Origin of the sequence: Parasulfitobacter algicola, from assembly GCF_013315265.1 — a bacterium.
GTDB classification, from domain to species: domain Bacteria; phylum Pseudomonadota; class Alphaproteobacteria; order Rhodobacterales; family Rhodobacteraceae; genus Parasulfitobacter; species Parasulfitobacter algicola.
This window is the reverse complement of sequence record NZ_JABUFE010000001.1, coordinates 390,659-405,966: the sequence shown is the minus strand read 5'-3', so window position 1 is coordinate 405,966 and position 15,308 is coordinate 390,659. Positions and strand designations below refer to the sequence as shown.

15 protein-coding genes are annotated in these 15,308 nt (G+C 48.4%); 9 read left to right on the top strand and 6 right to left on the bottom strand.

Going from position 1 to position 15,308, the window contains the following annotated elements; genetic code table 11:
• Nucleotides 1–34: 34 nt before the first annotated feature.
• Nucleotides 35–1,252: an argininosuccinate synthase gene (locus HRQ87_RS02010; RefSeq protein WP_174134682.1), complete on the bottom strand. Its 1,218-nt coding sequence runs from the start codon at nucleotides 1,250–1,252 to the stop codon at nucleotides 35–37.
• Between the two features lie 97 nt (nucleotides 1,253–1,349).
• Between HRQ87_RS02010 and ilvA the strand changes: the two genes are divergently transcribed.
• Nucleotides 1,350–2,597, top strand: coding sequence for a threonine ammonia-lyase IlvA (ilvA, locus tag HRQ87_RS02005; protein ID WP_174134681.1), 1,248 nt, complete (start codon nucleotides 1,350–1,352; stop codon nucleotides 2,595–2,597).
• Here the strand turns inward: ilvA and HRQ87_RS02000 are convergent.
• Nucleotides 2,594–2,914, bottom strand: a complete 321-nt coding sequence (locus HRQ87_RS02000) for an Hpt domain-containing protein (RefSeq protein ID WP_174134680.1) — start codon at nucleotides 2,912–2,914, stop codon at nucleotides 2,594–2,596. The genes ilvA and HRQ87_RS02000 overlap by 4 nt on opposite strands.
• Nucleotides 2,915–3,075: 161 nt before the next feature.
• On the opposite strand from HRQ87_RS02000, the gene HRQ87_RS01995 reads away from it, so the two are divergent.
• Nucleotides 3,076–4,347 carry a PP2C family protein-serine/threonine phosphatase gene (locus HRQ87_RS01995; RefSeq protein WP_174134679.1) on the top strand — a complete coding sequence of 424 codons (1,272 nt, stop codon included), beginning with the start codon at nucleotides 3,076–3,078 and terminating at the stop codon, nucleotides 4,345–4,347.
• Here HRQ87_RS01995 and HRQ87_RS01990 read toward each other — a convergent pair.
• Nucleotides 4,332–4,772 carry an NUDIX domain-containing protein gene (locus HRQ87_RS01990; protein WP_174134678.1) on the bottom strand — a complete coding sequence of 147 codons (441 nt, stop codon included), beginning with the start codon at nucleotides 4,770–4,772 and terminating at the stop codon, nucleotides 4,332–4,334. The genes HRQ87_RS01995 and HRQ87_RS01990 overlap by 16 nt on opposite strands.
• Nucleotides 4,773–4,852: 80 nt before the next feature.
• Between HRQ87_RS01990 and hslO the strand changes: the two genes are divergently transcribed.
• From hslO to HRQ87_RS01960, 6 genes are all read left to right on the top strand, one after another.
• A complete protein-coding gene (hslO, locus tag HRQ87_RS01985) occupies nucleotides 4,853–5,851 on the top strand; it encodes an Hsp33 family molecular chaperone HslO (RefSeq protein WP_174134677.1) in 999 nt (332 codons plus the stop codon).
• Nucleotides 5,832–6,434 (top strand): CoA pyrophosphatase, encoded by a 603-nt coding sequence (locus HRQ87_RS01980; RefSeq protein ID WP_425501493.1) that lies wholly within the window; start codon nucleotides 5,832–5,834, stop codon nucleotides 6,432–6,434. Before hslO ends, HRQ87_RS01980 begins: the two co-directional genes overlap by 20 nt.
• Nucleotides 6,435–6,436: 2 nt before the next feature.
• On the top strand, nucleotides 6,437–7,606 hold the full coding sequence (locus tag HRQ87_RS01975) for a CCA tRNA nucleotidyltransferase (protein WP_174134676.1): 1,170 nt from the start codon (nucleotides 6,437–6,439) through the stop codon (nucleotides 7,604–7,606).
• A 131-nt stretch (nucleotides 7,607–7,737) separates the two neighbouring features.
• Nucleotides 7,738–9,570: an ABC transporter ATP-binding protein gene (locus HRQ87_RS01970; RefSeq protein WP_174134674.1), complete on the top strand. Its 1,833-nt coding sequence runs from the start codon at nucleotides 7,738–7,740 to the stop codon at nucleotides 9,568–9,570.
• A 112-nt stretch (nucleotides 9,571–9,682) separates the two neighbouring features.
• Nucleotides 9,683–10,501, top strand: coding sequence for an ion transporter (locus tag HRQ87_RS01965; protein WP_174134672.1), 819 nt, complete (start codon nucleotides 9,683–9,685; stop codon nucleotides 10,499–10,501).
• A gap of 77 nt (nucleotides 10,502–10,578) precedes the next feature.
• Nucleotides 10,579–11,073, top strand: a complete 495-nt coding sequence (locus HRQ87_RS01960; RefSeq protein WP_174134671.1) for a L,D-transpeptidase family protein — start codon at nucleotides 10,579–10,581, stop codon at nucleotides 11,071–11,073.
• Here HRQ87_RS01960 and dalA read toward each other — a convergent pair.
• Nucleotides 11,057–11,587: a divisome-associated lipoprotein DalA gene (dalA, locus tag HRQ87_RS01955; protein WP_174134670.1), complete on the bottom strand. Its 531-nt coding sequence runs from the start codon at nucleotides 11,585–11,587 to the stop codon at nucleotides 11,057–11,059. The genes HRQ87_RS01960 and dalA overlap by 17 nt on opposite strands.
• 167 nt (nucleotides 11,588–11,754) lie before the next feature.
• Between dalA and HRQ87_RS01950 the strand changes: the two genes are divergently transcribed.
• Complete coding sequence (locus HRQ87_RS01950; RefSeq protein ID WP_174134669.1) at nucleotides 11,755–12,348, top strand: L,D-transpeptidase; 594 nt, start codon at nucleotides 11,755–11,757, stop codon at nucleotides 12,346–12,348.
• Nucleotides 12,349–12,383: 35 nt separating this feature from the next.
• Here the strand turns inward: HRQ87_RS01950 and denD are convergent, their stop codons facing one another.
• Together denD and HRQ87_RS01940 are read right to left on the bottom strand one after the other, a co-directional pair.
• Nucleotides 12,384–13,361: a D-erythronate dehydrogenase gene (gene denD, locus HRQ87_RS01945; RefSeq protein ID WP_174134668.1), complete on the bottom strand. Its 978-nt coding sequence runs from the start codon at nucleotides 13,359–13,361 to the stop codon at nucleotides 12,384–12,386.
• Nucleotide 13,362: 1 nt separating this feature from the next.
• Nucleotides 13,363–15,300 (bottom strand): D-apionate lactonase family protein, encoded by a 1,938-nt coding sequence (locus HRQ87_RS01940; RefSeq protein WP_174134667.1) that lies wholly within the window; start codon nucleotides 15,298–15,300, stop codon nucleotides 13,363–13,365.
• Nucleotides 15,301–15,308: the final 8 nt, after the last annotated feature.

Below are 15,308 nucleotides of genomic sequence, written 5' to 3'. Positions count from 1 at the left end.
GTGACGTCACAGGATGTTTACCGTTTAGCCCTGACTATTTCAAACGACGGTTCCGCATGGCGATCAAACGCAGACGCAAAGCGTTCAGTTTGATAAAGCCCGCGGCATCTTTTTGATCATAGGCACCGGCATCATCTTCGAACGTTACATGTTCTTCGGAATATAGCGAATAATCTGACCAACGGCCAACAGTGCGGCCCAAACCTTTGTACAGTTTCATACGCACGGTTCCGGTGACATGTTCCTGGCTTTTGTCGATCGCGGCTTGCAGCATGTCGCGTTCGGGGCTGAACCAAAACCCATTGTAAATCAGTTCGGCATAACGCGGCATCAGTTCATCTTTCAGGTGTGCGGCACCGCGATCCAATGTGATTTGTTCAATGCCGCGATGGGCTTCCAGCAACAATGTGCCGCCTGGTGTTTCATAAATCCCGCGGGATTTCATCCCGACAAAGCGCCCTTCGACCAGATCAAGACGCCCAATGCCATGTTTGCCACCCAATTCATTGAGTTTCGTCAAAATTTCAGCTGGCGACATGTTTTGTCCGTTGATTGAAATAGCGTCTCCTTTTTCAAAGCCGATTTCAATGAATTCGGGTTTATCTGGCGCATCTTCTGGGTGGACGGTACGCTGATAGACATAATCCGGTGCATCTTGTGCGGGATCTTCCAGAACCTTGCCCTCGGATGAGGTGTGCAGAAGGTTTGCGTCAACACTAAAAGGCGCTTCGCCGCGCTTGTCTTTGGCAATCGGAATTTGATTTTTTTCAGCGAAATCAATTAGTTTTGTCCGGCTGGACAGATCCCATTCACGCCAAGGGGCAATGACTTTGATATCAGGGTTCAGAGCATAGGCCGAAAGTTCGAACCGGACCTGATCATTACCTTTGCCTGTCGCACCGTGGGCCACGGCATCTGCACCCGTTTCTTCGGCAATCTCAATCAGGCGTTTCGAAATCAAAGGCCGTGCGATCGATGTGCCTAACAGATACAATCCTTCATAGACCGCATTAGCGCGGAACATCGGGAAAACGAAATCGCGTACGAATTCTTCGCGCAGATCTTCGATATAGATGTCGCTTGCGCCCATCATTTCGGCTTTTTTACGGGCAGGTTCAAGTTCTTCGCCTTGGCCAAGATCGGCGGTAAAGGTTACGACTTCGCATCCATATTCCGTTTGCAGCCATTTCAGAATGATCGAGGTATCAAGGCCGCCGGAATAGGCCAGCACAACTTTTTTAGGGGCAGACATGCAAATGCTCCGATTTGGGTTTGGGGCGCGATATCGGGTTTTCGACCTTAGGGCAAGATTGCTTGCGTCAAACTGATTTTCGCGCCAAGTGTCTGGGATGACATCTTTTGCTAAAAAAGCCCAAGCGGCAGAAGCCGCCATGCGACAGCTTTTCCCTGAAACGCCATTGCAGAAGAACATTCATTTGTCTGCAAAATATGGCGCAGACATTTGGTTAAAGCGCGAAGATCTGACACCTGTGCGATCTTATAAAATTCGCGGGGCTTTCAATGCGATGCGCAAAAGCCTTGAGACATTGCCAGATAAGCGGACATTCGTCTGTGCAAGTGCAGGAAATCATGCGCAGGGTGTCGCATTTGTTTGCAAGTATTTCGGTGTAAACGGTGTGATTTTTATGCCCGTTACAACACCGCAGCAGAAAATCGATAAAACGCGGATGTTTGGCCAGGATCATATCGAAGTGCGTTTGACGGGTGATTACTTTGATGAAACCTTGTCGTCTGCAAAGGCATATTGCAAAGACGTTGGTGCACATTTCCTGTCACCTTTTGACGATGTGGACGTTATCGAAGGTCAGGCGTCTGTCGCAGTTGAGATGCTTCGACAGACCGGTCAAAAACCTGATATTGTCATTCTTCCTGTTGGTGGCGGGGGGCTTTCAGCTGGTGTAACATCTTATTTTAAAACCAAAGGTTTGAACATTAAACTTTACTATGTTGAACCAACTGGCGGCGCGAATTTTGCGGCAGCCCTTAAGGCGGGACATCCCATTGCGCTGGATAAAGTGGACACATTTGTGGATGGTGCCGCAGTTGCAAGGCTGGGCGAAAAGACATTTTCAGTTCTGAAAGATGTTCCTGGCGCCCATGTTATTCATTGCGATGAAGATCGTATCTGCACCACGATGCTTGAAATGCTGAACATCGAAGGTATCGTTCTGGAACCCGCAGGTGCCTTGGCGATTGATGCGCTTTCAGATTTAAAAAGTGAAATTCAGGGAAAAAAGGTTGTCTGTTTGACGTCTGGCGGCAATTTTGATTTCGAACGATTGCCCGAAGTGAAAGAGCGCGCACAGCGATATTTGGGATTAAAGAAGTATTTTATTCTTCGTCTTCCACAACGACCCGGTGCTTTAAAGGAATTCCTGTCCATCCTGGGGCCGGATGATGATATCGCCAGATTTGAATATTTGAAAAAGTCTGCGCGTAATTTCGGATCAGTTCTTATTGGGATTGAGACAAAAAATGCAGACAACTTTATGAAACTCGAAGATAAACTTGAAAAAGCAGGTTTTACCTTCAGTGATATTACAGATGATGATTTGCTTGCGCAGTTCGTGATCTAAGAATTCAGATTTTTGAAAAAATGTGTTTTTGACGTATTATAAGCCTCAAATAATGTCTCAATCTCACGGTGGTTATAATTGCTTTCGTCCAAGCGTTTTTCAAGTTTGGTACAAATTACAGCAACATGGTTAAATCCGATGTTTAACGCGCTTCCTTTTAAATAGTGCAAATATTCTAGTAGTTTATCTTCTGGTTGGTCTTGTTTTAAATTGGCTAAAACGTCCTCTGCTTCTTCAAGAAAAAGCCCGATGACTTCATCAAAGTCATCAAGCCCGATTTCTTTTTTCAATTCATTGATGCGGTTCCAGTCAATCATCTTCCAAACCTGCGAGACATCTAATTTTAGGCCACAAGCTTTGTTGGTTAGGTTTAATAAAAGATGAGTAAAAATTTATAATCCATTTCAATTTTAACTTTCACTTATTTTTAAATCTCAGCGGTGCATGAAGTGCATGGATCTGAAAAAGCGTGTTAGATATGGCGATAGAAATTGCAGACGATGGTCTGAAAAGTCCGGTTGATGATCAGACATCGATCAAACGCGTGCTTGTCGTGGATGACAGTCGCTTGCAAAGACGTATTTTAGCCGCTTCGCTTGTTCGCTGGGGGTACGAGGTCATCGAAGCATCATCAGGCGAAGAGGCTTTGGCGATCTGCCAAACGGATACCATTCATTTTGTTGTCAGTGACTGGATGATGCCCGGCATGAATGGCCTTGAATTTTGCCGTGAATTTCGGGCTTTGGATCGCAGCAAATATGGTTATTTCATTCTACTTACATCAAAGAGTGAAAAACGGGATGTTGTGCAAGGTCTGGACATTGGTGCGGATGATTTTTTAATCAAGCCTGTGAATGCGCTGGAATTACGATCGCGTATCAGCGCTGGCGAACGAATTTTGCAAATGCAACAAGAGCTGGTTGAAAAAAACAGGTTGGTCAGTTCAACGCTGGACGAGCTGCGTGCGCTTTACAATAGCCTTGATAATGATCTTCTTGAAGCAAAGAAGCTTCAGCAATCCTTGGTTCCTGAACGCGTAAAGGATTTTGGGCCTGCGCAAGTGTCACTTCTCTTGGAATCGTCTGGGCATGTTGGTGGGGATCTGGTTGGATTTTACCAAATAAACGAAACATCGATTGGGCTTTTTGCAATCGACGTTTCAGGGCATGGTATTTCATCTGCCCTGATGACCGCACGGCTTGCGGGATATTTGTCTGGAACAAATCCAAATCAAAACATTGCGCTGAAAAATGTTGATGGGCGTTTTATCGGGCGATCACCAGCGCGGGTTGCCAGATATTTGAATGAACAGATTTTCAACGAAATTGACACAGAACTATATTTTACACTTGTTCTTGCCCATTTTGATTTGCGGACAGGCAAAGTGGTGATGACCCAGGCAGGGCATCCGCATCCTGTTGTTCAACGCCGCGATGGACAGACCGAGGTTTTAGGAACCGGTGGATTGCCAATTGGCCTTATTCCAGGCGCAACATATGACGAATTTGAAGTACAACTTCAGCCTGGGGATCGGATCTTAATCGCATCTGATGGCGTAAATGAATGCATGAACCCGGCCCAAGAATTATTTGGCGACGAAAGAATAGACGAAATTCTAAGTCAAAATGTGGATGGAAGGGGCGATGAACTGCTCAATACCATTCATGAACATCTTGTCACATTCTCAGAGGGTCAGGAATTTTCAGACGATGTATCGGCAATTCTGCTGGAATATCAGCCAGAAAAATAACGTATCAAGAAGGCGCGATCCCCATCATTTTCTACAGCCTCTATCGCTTGATCAACAGGCATCCAAACAGCAAGATGTTCAGGTTCCGGCGGATCACATATCGCAAGTGTTGGGCGTGCATAATAGACTTGGCATATTTTCTCGGCCGATAAATCGTATTCTGGCATGTATGTGAAACGACGAAATGCGCCAAGACGGCGGGGCTTTGTAATATGCCAGCCTGTTTCTTCAAACACTTCGCGATAAAGCGCACGCACGGGGCTTTCGCCGGGGTCAATTCCACCACCCGGCAGCTGAAATTCATGATGCGGTGCCATCTGATACGTCAGCAAAATCGCCCCATCGCGCTCCAATATAGCATAAGCGCCCGGACGCTTTTTATAGGTGGTGCTTTGCTGTATGGGTTCCCCGAAACGGCGTATCATTGTATTTTTTCCAGATTGGACCACATATACTTGCTGCTATATACTTGAGATATGCCAGACAAGGCAGTTAAGGAAAATCCATGACGTTTACTTCGAAAATCGCGTGGGACGACACGGTCCTGCCGTTCCAACTTGATCGTTCAGACATCCGTGGACGGGTTGCACGGCTGGATGGTGTTTTGGAACAGATCCTGTCACAGCATAACTATCCTGCGCAAATTGAAGCGCTGGTCGCTGAAATGGCTGTGCTGACGGCGCTGATCGGTCAGACAATGAAGCTGCGCTGGAAACTGTCGTTGCAAGTGCGTGGCGATGGCGCGGCGCGTCTGATTGCAACGGATTATTACAGTCCCAGCCAAGACGGCACCCCGGCAAAAATTCGGGGGTATGCCAGCTTTGATGAAGAAAAACTGATCCCAGGTGCAGACCCGTTTTCGCAGATTGGCAACGGGTACTTTGCGATTTTGATCGATCAAGGGCAAGGGACGACACCTTATCAAGGCATTACACCTATTTCCGGTGGATCGCTTTCTGCCTGTGCAGAAACCTATTTTGCACAGTCTGAACAGATTCCAAGCCGTTTTGCGATCAGCTTTGGGCAATCGCAACGACCGACAGAAAAAGCAAACTGGCGCGCGGGCGGTATATTGTTGCAGCATATGCCGAAAGCATCGCCCTTTGCCGATCAAGGCGGGTCGGGCGAGGCCGGATTGCTGAATGCATTAGATATTTTGGACGGTGATGAAGGGGAAAACTGGAACCGTGCCAACATCCTGTTGGATACCGTAGAAGAGCTTGAGCTGGTCGGACCAAATGTAGACCCGACTGATTTGCTGATCCGGCTTTTTCATGAAGAACAACCGCGGGTGTTCGATGCGCAACCGATTACATTCGGATGCACCTGTTCTTCGGATCGTGTGCGCCAAAGTTTGTCGATCTATTCTGCAAGGGATATAGCACATATGACGACCGACGACGGTATCGTGACTGCAGATTGCCAATTCTGCGGGGCGCATTACGAATTTAATCCCTTAACCTTGGGGTTTGAGGCAAAATTAGATGATGCTGAAAAATCCTGATTTCAGACAAGCACTGCTGAAATCCATCAACATTGATGGGCGCCCGACATCTGATTACGATCTGAACAAGGACGTTCAGTTGCCTGAAAATCGCAAGTTGCGACAGGCTGCGGTTCTTATTGGGCTTCAAAGGATCAATTCTGAATACCATGTGGTTTTGACCAAACGATCATCGGCGATGAAACATCACCCCGGGCAGATCGCCTTTCCCGGCGGTAAGCGGGATGATGGGGATAAAACACTGACGCATACCGCCCTGCGCGAAGCTTTTGAGGAAATCGCACTGCCGCAAGATAACGTGGATGTTATCGGTGTATTGCCGCCTCACGAAACGGTCACGGGCTTTCAAGTGACACCTGTTCTGGGTCTTATCCACCGCATCTATGATCCGATTGCTGAAATCGGCGAGGTAGATGAGATTTTTTCTGTTCCCTTGGCCTATGTCACAGATATTCAGAATTTCCGAATAGAGGCGCGTGAATGGCGCGGGCAAATGCGCCATTATTACTGTGTGCCATATGGCCCCTATTACATTTGGGGCGCAACTGCGCGTATTTTGCGTGCTTTGGCGGATCGACTGTAAAAATGGTATCACTTGATCCAACTAAAGTCGAAGGCCCAGGCACTCGTGAAGTGATGGAATGTTTGAATGCGCAAGACTTTCAGGCGCTTTATGTCGGGGGTTGTGTTCGTAATGCGCTTATGAATTTGCCCATTGCAGACATCGACATTTCAACCAATGCACTGCCGCAGCAAGTGATGCGAATGGCCCAAGATGCGGGATTTAAGGCCATTCCAACGGGAATTGATCATGGCACTGTCACGATCATCGTAGAACATACCCCGCATGAGGTCACAACCTTTCGCCGTGATGTGGAAACAGACGGCCGGCGTGCTGTTGTCGCCTATTCTGACCATATCGAAGATGACGCGCGACGGCGCGATTTCACCATGAATGCCCTTTATGCTGATATGTCAGGCCAGATTATTGACCCGCTGGGCGGTTTACCGGATCTGCAGGCACGTGTTGTTCGATTTATCGAAGATCCGGATGCCCGCATTAAAGAAGATTATCTTCGCATCCTAAGGTTTTTCCGATTTCACGCGCATTACGGAAACATGAACGTGGGTCTGGATGCGGATGGCTTAAGTGCTTGTGCTGAAAATGTGGATGGTCTTGAAACGCTTTCCAAAGAACGTGTCGGCAGTGAAATGAAAAAACTGCTTTCTGCCCCTGACCCTGGCCCAAGTATTGCGGCGATGTCGCAAATTGGTGTTCTAGCGCAGATATTGCCCGGGTCGGACCCAAAGTTCCTGTATCCGCTTGTGCATTTGGATCAGAACAGATCGCCCGATCCTATCCGGCGTCTTGCAAGTCTTGGTGGTCTGAATGCGCCAGACGCGCTGCGATTAAGCAAGCAAGAAGCGCGCCAGCTAAAAATACTTCAAGAGGCTGTGTCAGAAGACCGTGGTCCTGCGGCTTTGGGCCATTATCACGGGCTTTCAATCGCAGAAGATGTTCTGTTGATCCGCAAAGCTATTGCTGGGCAGGAATTAAAACTGATTGATTTTGATGAAGCGGCCAAGGGTGCAGCTGCACAGTTCCCTGTTAGCGCCAGCGATCTTTTGGATCATTATCAAGGTGCTGCATTGGGTAAAAAACTGTCCGAATTGGAAAACCGCTGGGTTGCATCGGATTTTCAGCTGACGAAATCTGAATTGCTGTCTACGGATAACGGCCAAACCAAAGACTAACGGCTTTCTTTGGGCACGTGGTCTGCTATATCAAATATTAAGCCATGAAATTATCTGTCTGAATGCCACCCTTATCAAAGGGACGGCATTTGTTTTCGTCTGTTCAAGCTAATTCAACATCTGAGTCGTTTATGAAAATATCAAACCTTATCAATGCCTTTCAGCATTCTGACGGCCCGCCACCCCAAAGCCTTTTTGCTTTTTTCCAGTGGTGCTTGTCAGGCGCCGGGCTTGTCATTCTGGTAGCAGCTTTCTTTTCTGTGATCGTTGGCGCGCTTGAGGTCATCAGTGCTCTTATTCTGGGCGTTATTATTGATCAGGCGTTGGATGCGGGCCCTGGGGCTTTTTTTGCACAGCATTGGTTGGCACTTACTATCTTTATTCTCTTTTTCATTGGAATAAGGCCCGGGTTTATTGGCATTTCTGCCCTTATGAATTCAGCCGTGATTGGCCCTAACCTTTATCCGATGGTTCTGTCGCGATTGCACCGGTGGACGATGGGTCAGTCAGTCAGCTTTTTTGACAATGATTTTGCAGGCCGTATTGCACAAAAACAAATGCAGACAGCGCGAGCCGTCACGGATGTGATGGTTGAATTGGTGACTGTTGTTGCGTTTGCTCTTGCCTCTATCATTGGGGCTGTTTTGTTGCTGACGACAATTGATTGGCGCATATCGATCATTCTTGGCCTTTGGCTGGTTGGATATATTTTTCTGATCAGGTGGTTCATTCCAAGGGTGCGCAAAAAATCGTCAGCGCGTGCAAACGCCCGTACAATGGTCTCGGGCCAAGTTATTGATACAATTACCAATATCAAAACAGTTAAGTTGTTTGCCCATGCAGATCACGAAGATCGCGCAGCCCTGAATGCGATGGATGTATTTCGGAACCGTGCTGTTGATTTTGGCTATCTTTCTGCGGGGTTTCGGTTTGCGTTAACTGCACTAGCGGGCCTTCTGCCGGTCTTTCTGATCGGTAGTGCGTTGCTTTTATGGACGAATAATCTGGCAAGTGCAGGTGATATTGCAGCGACGGGTGCGATTGCTTTGCGCATAGCGCAGATGTCGAATTTCGTGAGTTTCACCTTGATGGGAATTTATGCGAATATTGGTGAAATCGAAGACGGTATTCGCACACTGAACAGACCCTATAGTCTGACCGATATCAAAGATGCTGATACACTCAGCATTAATGAAAGCCGAATTGAATTCAAGGATGTCACATTTACTTACGGCCGTAAGGAAGGCGGGATCGCGGACATCAATCTGACAATAAAGCCTGGTGAAAAATTGGGTATTGTCGGAGCTTCGGGCGCAGGAAAATCGACTTTGGTTGCTCTTTTGCTTCGACTTTATGAGTGTGAAAAGGGTGCTATTTTCATCGACGGCCATAATATTCGCGATGTAGGACAGGAAAGTTTGCGTCGTCAGATCGGCATGGTTACTCAGGAAACGGCCATGTTTAACAGATCCGCACGCGATAATATCCTTTATGGTCAACCCGGTGCGTCTGAAGATCAGATAATTGAGGCTACGCAAAAGGCCGAAGCCCATGAATTCGTTCTTGGTTTGCAAGATCACAAGGGCCGCAGCGGTTATGATGCCTTTCTTGGTGAACGGGGTGTAAAATTGTCGGGTGGCCAGCGCCAACGCATTGCGCTTGCGCGTGCCATTTTGAAGGATGCCCCGATTTTGGTTCTTGATGAAGCGACAAGCGCCCTAGACAGTGAGGTCGAAGCGTCGATTCAGCGTGCATTGGTGCATGTGATGACCGGTAAAACCGTGCTGGCCATTGCACACAGGCTTTCGACAATTTCCCAGATGGACCGGATTATTGTTTTGGAAAACGGTGCGATCGTGGAACAGGGCACACATCAGGAATTGCTAGAAATGGATGGTGTTTATGCGCGGTATTGGCACCGTCAATCTGGTGCGTTTTTGCCATCAGAAGAGGCAGCAGAATAAAAATCTTATGCACCAAAGCCTCAATCCCGCCTGTTTTTAAAGGTTTTCACAGAACACCCTTGCTGCATTGCCGCGAAATCACGATATGACATTGGCAAACCTGAGGAAATCGATGACATTCAGAACTCGCCTTGCCGATTGGCTGCAAAGTCCGCTTGTGACCAATACAATTATTGGTGTCATTCTATTCAACGCGGTTATTTTGGGTCTTGAGACCTCAAAACCGCTGATGGATCAGTTTGGTGATGTGATTTTGATGCTGGATAAAATTTGTCTGGCTGTTTTTGTTGTCGAAATTGTTCTGAAACTGATTGCTCATGGATTTCGGTTTTTCAAGTCGGGCTGGAACCTGTTCGATTTTGCGATTGTCGGCGTGGCGATTATTCCCGGTGCGCAAAGTTTCAGCGTGCTGCGCGCCTTGCGTGTATTACGTGTGTTGCGTGTTATTTCCGCCACCCCCCGGCTGCGCCGCGTTGTCGAAGGATTCATTAGCGCCCTTCCCGGGATGGGGTCAGTTTTCCTGCTGATGGGGATTATTTTCTATATCGGTGCGGTTATGGCGACCAAGCTTTTTGGTGCTGGATGTCAGCATTTGATGATCGACGCGTGTACGGATGCGCGTCATGCTCAGTTGCTTGAATGGTTTGGCACATTAGGCAAATCGGCTTATTCCTTGTTTCAAATTATGACCTTGGAAAGTTGGTCCATGGGTATCGTGCGCCCTGTGATGGAAGTGTATCCCTATGCTTGGGCGTTTTTCGTACCGTTTATCATGGTGACAACGTTTGCCGTAGTGAACCTTTTGGTCGGCCTGATTGTCAATTCGATGCAAGAAGCCCATTCACAGGAAGAAAATGAACGTACAGATGCATACCGTGATCAGGTGATGGCCCGGTTGGAGTCAATCGAAAAACGGTTGTCTGAAAAATAAGATCGGCGAAAAATTGCTTCCCCAAATTGCTGTTTTCAAGTAATGGCCTGTTAATAAAAATCGGGCAATTATCGTTCATGCAATACTTCAGACTTATCTTTTTGGTATTTATAGTTGCTGCTGTTTCCGGCTGTGCAAATAAGTTTAAGACATATAATGGCCCGGAAGTGACGCAACTTTATGTACTAAAAAGCGAACGCAAGCTGGTTTTAATGCATCATGATACGGTGCTTGAGCAGTATGAAATTGATCTTGGGTTTGCGCCTGACGGTGACAAAAAGATCGAAGGTGATGGCCGCACACCTGAAGGTGATTATTTTATTGATCGCCGTAATCCAAACAGCGATTTTCACCTTTCGATCGGTATTTCATACCCCAATGAATACGATATCGCCGAAGCCAAAGCCTTGGGTCAACCACCTGGTGGCGACATCTTTATTCATGGCCGTGGTCCAATTTATCGCAAAGCCGGCGCTGATTGGACATGGGGCTGTATTGCGGTGACTGATCGTGAAATGGAACGCATTTACGCTATGGTTCAGGACGGAACGCCGATTACGATCCTGCCCTAGCGCCGCGACCCATAACAAGTGTCCACCAGATTTTACCTCCACGATCCTGATACCATGCGATACCAAGTTCATTCGCGCTAGGATCTAGAATAACTGATCTCGTATCTGGCGTTTCCATCCATGCGGCCAGTGTTTCAAGTTCAGTCTCATAGGTTTCTGATATATTTTCACCGGTCAGGCGTCCCTTATATCCGACACGACGCACACGATCCAAAGGTGACGATCCATCGGATCCAAAATGCCATGGGCGGTTTTGAACCGACATGTCACGGGAATGAGTTTCCGCCGCAGCAACCAATTCTGAATTTAACTCAACAGCACCCGCACCTGCCGCTTTTCGCAGAGCATTGACCGAATCTAATACACGAAACTGAATTTGAGCTCTGTCAGAGGAATTAATCCTATAAACCTTTGGCAAGGGTTTACCGTCTGATCCAGTAGGGGCCACCGTATAGGTCGCACAGGCAGAAAGCGTTAAAGCCAAACCCAAAAAAATGGATAATAGTCGAGTCATTTTATGATCACCTGCATATAATTCGCTTTGCTCTATACCTTACTGCGTTGCGGATCAAACCCACATCGGCGGAACTTTGAGCTTTTAACAAGAGTTTGATTTGTGACTGCGGCATTCCCGCAATATCTAAGGAAAGCTTAACAAGCGAATCTGCTAGAAGGTCTGATATGAAAAAGAAATTACACAATCCAATAAATCGTCGGGCATTTCTAAGCGCGACGGCTGCAACCTTGGCTGTACCTGCAATTGCGCAAACGCAAAACTCAATTGAATTTGAAAATGAGATTTCATCAGAAATCCGTCGCAACATCTCAAGTTTCCGTTCACTTGATTGGCGTCCTTATTTCTCTAATCTGCGCAATGGCGCTGTGCTGGTTGATATCACGTCGCGCGCTTTGCATTACTGGTCAGAAGATCAGCGCGTTTATAAGTTATATCCATCCAGCATTCCGATTTCCGAAGAACTGACACGTCGCGGTCGCACAAGCGTGACACGCAAAGTGGACGGTCCAAGCTGGCGTCCGACACCGTCAATGAAACGCCGTAACCCGGAATGGCCTGATTTTGTAGGTCCTGGCCCTGATAATCCACTGGGCACGCATGCACTATATCTGTCTTGGACATATTATCGTATCCATGGCACGCACGACACGCGCAAGATTGGCCGTAAATCGTCAAACGGATGTATTGGGCTTTACAACGAACACATCCAGGAACTGTTCGCGATGACAAAAGTTGGCACGCAGGTGTTGTTGATTTAAAAAATCGGCCCTTTGGGGCCGACGTTTTATAGCGATTAAGACTTATCTACCTCTAGTTCGTCTTCAATATAGACTTTTATGATATCGTAAAACGATGCTTCTGCCCTAAACCCAAGGGCATGTGCCCGTTTCACCTCAAAGTTGCGCGGCCATCCTGCGACGATTGCAGCGATGTCAGGGTTTGGTTCGTGCCGAATAAGACGAACAACGTCCGGTCCGGCAATATCATGCAGGGCTTTGATCTGGTCGCCCACAGTTGCAGAAACACCCGGCATAGTAAGGCTTCGTCTGTTTCCAAGCAGCGTTGTATCCATCACGGCAGCCTGTTCGATAAAACCAACCGCCGCACGGGGGCTTGCGTGCCAATGGCGGACGTTTTCATCAACCGGAAGAACGGCTTCGGTCCCGTTCAATGGTTCACGCAGGATACCTGAAAAGAAACTTGAGGCAGCCTTGTTCGGTTTGCCAGGGCGAATACAGATCGTTGGAAAACGTATTCCAACACCATCCAGCAGACCGCGGCGGGAATAGTCGTCAAGCATCAATTCGCCCATTGCTTTTTGCGCCCCATAGCTGGTGAGCGGCGTCAGATGAAAGTCGTCGGGGATTTTATCGGGAAATGGGGCGCCAAAAACTGCAAGCGACGATGCATAGACAACCCGGGGGACATATCCGTCGATATGCCGGATAGCATCGAAAAGCGCGCGTGTGCCATCAAGGTTGATCCGGTAACCCTTTTCCAGATCTGCCTCTGCTTCGCCCGAAACGATGGCGGCCAGATGGACGATGACATCCGGCTGATCGGCGACCAAAGCCTTGGCCGTTCCAGCAAGGGACAAGTCGGCAGCGATCGCCCGTCTTTCACCGGCGAAATCTGATGCCACATCAGGCATAACAATATCTGCCAGCGTCAGTACGTCGACATTGCGTTGACCAACCCTTCCGGTCAAAGCGATTTTTTCTGCAAACTTGCGGCCGATCATGCCCGCTGCGCCGATAATAAGAACGTGCATGTTAATTTCCGATCAAAACACGCGCCACTGCGAACGCATCAAGGTTATAGGGGGATGAAAGATCCTGAAGTTGATCCATATATGTGGGATCAACGGCGGCTTTGGCAAAGGTTGTTGCATCCAGAATGGTACCTTTGGCCGGTGTCTGAAAGGTAATATCGGTCGCGCTTGGCGTCTTGTTTGCCACCCAGATTTCAATACCTGCGTCAGTGCCCGCTGCAAGCGCAGTTATTGGTCCGGCTGCGTTAAGGTTCAGGCTGCGCATCTTTACGGCCTTAAGTCGTGCAAGCCCCCGCAAGACATGGAAGACGGGATAAATGCCGCCAAATTCGTCAAACCAAGGTTGTGGAAAATCAGCAGGGGCACTGACCACTCCGAACGGCCCCGTTGCGCCGCCCAGCGCTATGGCCGCAGCGCCACCTGATGCAAAATCGGCAAAATAACCAAGATTCCATGCCGCCCCAAGCAAGCCACGTTGCCGTGGGTCGTTCCAGTTCATCGCCTGACGGATGTTGTCAGGATTATCTTTAGCGGCCTTTCCATATGGATTGTCGCGCACACCAATTGCCGAAGGACCTACAGCCCAAGGCGCGCCATCTGCAATATTTGATACGGATTTGATAATGGCCGCATGTGCTTCGTGTGTTTCCATGACGGACCTATCGTCGCCTGCATGGACGATCGGAGATGTTGTGAAACTAATCAGGTCAAGCGCATCGGTGGGGGGGCGTTTTCGGTTCAATTCGGTGAAATAACTGAACATGCCACCGCCGATGCGCGCATTGGGGAAAGCCTGACGTGTGGCATCATAAAGCGCTGTTGCATCCGGCGCTGGGGGCCATACAGATCCAGGCAAGGTGCATTTTAAATCGGGCGCGGGTGAAACCAACACTGTTTTAAAGGGATCGCCAAGAGCCTTGGCCGTTTCACCAAGCGCTTGAACTTCAGCGACTGCATCAGTGGTTTCAGGACTTTCGATCACAGCTTCCAACCATGGGTCTGCACCAATGGTGTCTGCGACTTGCAGCATTGAAGTCAAAGTTGAAGCATCATGTCCTGATCGTTGGTCATGATGCAGGATAATATAAGCGGGTTTCAGGATTTTTAGGGCCGTCGCGTTTGCAAGTGCACTTACTGCATCTTTGGGGCGCAGACCAATACCAAGGGGCGGCACCGTTCTGATAGGATCACCTGGTTTTAAGCTAACAGCATCATCATCTTCAGCGCCATGCCCAGTACCCGAAATTGTAACTGTGATTGTCTGATCTATAACCTCGCCCGGTTCAATTCGATAAGGCCAAGGTTTGGCCAACGGTCGCACATAGGTTTTATAGGAAGCGTCGGTCCAGTTGCGCTGGTCCTCCATCTCGAAGGTGTCGCCTTGCATCAGGGTGTTCACACGCAGTCCGCCCGGCGTGGTGTGGGTTAGCGCGTGCAGGTCCATCATTGGCTGAACAGGATCGACAATCTCTGGGAATGTACTGTCGACAACCTGGCCGTCTGTATGTTCAATCGATACAGCCGCCCCTGCAATTCCATCAATCGGGTGAAGGATAACAAAGCCGGTTCGATTGGTCAGGAAACCATCGTTTGTTTGACCTTTTCCGTGAAATGAAAGATGTCCCTTGGCGTTTCCTTCAATTTTCGCTTCGTACTCAAAATGCTGGCCTGCATCACCGGCAACCGCATGAAGCGTCACACGGAAGTGTTCGCCGTCTTCTTTGATCTTTAGGTCAGAAATGGTTGGACTATAGGTGCCCCAATCCTTGTCGCGTACAATGAACGATATGGCGCGCAACACCTCTTGGCCGTCCCAACGGATATAACGCAGATTGCCTGCCTCAAGCTCAGCGCTTAATTTTCCAGCACGCAAGATGCGCGGGGGTGTGACCGCTTCGTCGGTACCATAAAGTGCGATAGCGCGGGATGGATTTTGCATGAAACCTC

Coding starts and splice junctions, on each gene's coding strand:
- HRQ87_RS02010 (WP_174134682.1), bottom strand. CDS start 1,252: ATGTCTGCCCCTAAAAAAGTTGTGCTGGCCTATTCCGGCGGCCTTGAT.
- ilvA (WP_174134681.1), top strand. CDS start 1,350: ATGACATCTTTTGCTAAAAAAGCCCAAGCGGCAGAAGCCGCCATGCGA.
- HRQ87_RS02000 (WP_174134680.1), bottom strand. CDS start 2,914: ATGATTGACTGGAACCGCATCAATGAATTGAAAAAAGAAATCGGGCTT.
- HRQ87_RS01995 (WP_174134679.1), top strand. CDS start 3,076: ATGGCGATAGAAATTGCAGACGATGGTCTGAAAAGTCCGGTTGATGAT.
- HRQ87_RS01990 (WP_174134678.1), bottom strand. CDS start 4,772: ATGATACGCCGTTTCGGGGAACCCATACAGCAAAGCACCACCTATAAA.
- hslO (WP_174134677.1), top strand. CDS start 4,853: ATGACGTTTACTTCGAAAATCGCGTGGGACGACACGGTCCTGCCGTTC.
- HRQ87_RS01980 (WP_425501493.1), top strand. CDS start 5,832: ATGATGCTGAAAAATCCTGATTTCAGACAAGCACTGCTGAAATCCATC.
- HRQ87_RS01975 (WP_174134676.1), top strand. CDS start 6,437: ATGGTATCACTTGATCCAACTAAAGTCGAAGGCCCAGGCACTCGTGAA.
- HRQ87_RS01970 (WP_174134674.1), top strand. CDS start 7,738: ATGAAAATATCAAACCTTATCAATGCCTTTCAGCATTCTGACGGCCCG.
- HRQ87_RS01965 (WP_174134672.1), top strand. CDS start 9,683: ATGACATTCAGAACTCGCCTTGCCGATTGGCTGCAAAGTCCGCTTGTG.
- HRQ87_RS01960 (WP_174134671.1), top strand. CDS start 10,579: ATGCAATACTTCAGACTTATCTTTTTGGTATTTATAGTTGCTGCTGTT.
- dalA (WP_174134670.1), bottom strand. CDS start 11,587: ATGACTCGACTATTATCCATTTTTTTGGGTTTGGCTTTAACGCTTTCT.
- HRQ87_RS01950 (WP_174134669.1), top strand. CDS start 11,755: ATGAAAAAGAAATTACACAATCCAATAAATCGTCGGGCATTTCTAAGC.
- denD (WP_174134668.1), bottom strand. CDS start 13,361: ATGCACGTTCTTATTATCGGCGCAGCGGGCATGATCGGCCGCAAGTTT.
- HRQ87_RS01940 (WP_174134667.1), bottom strand. CDS start 15,300: ATGCAAAATCCATCCCGCGCTATCGCACTTTATGGTACCGACGAAGCG.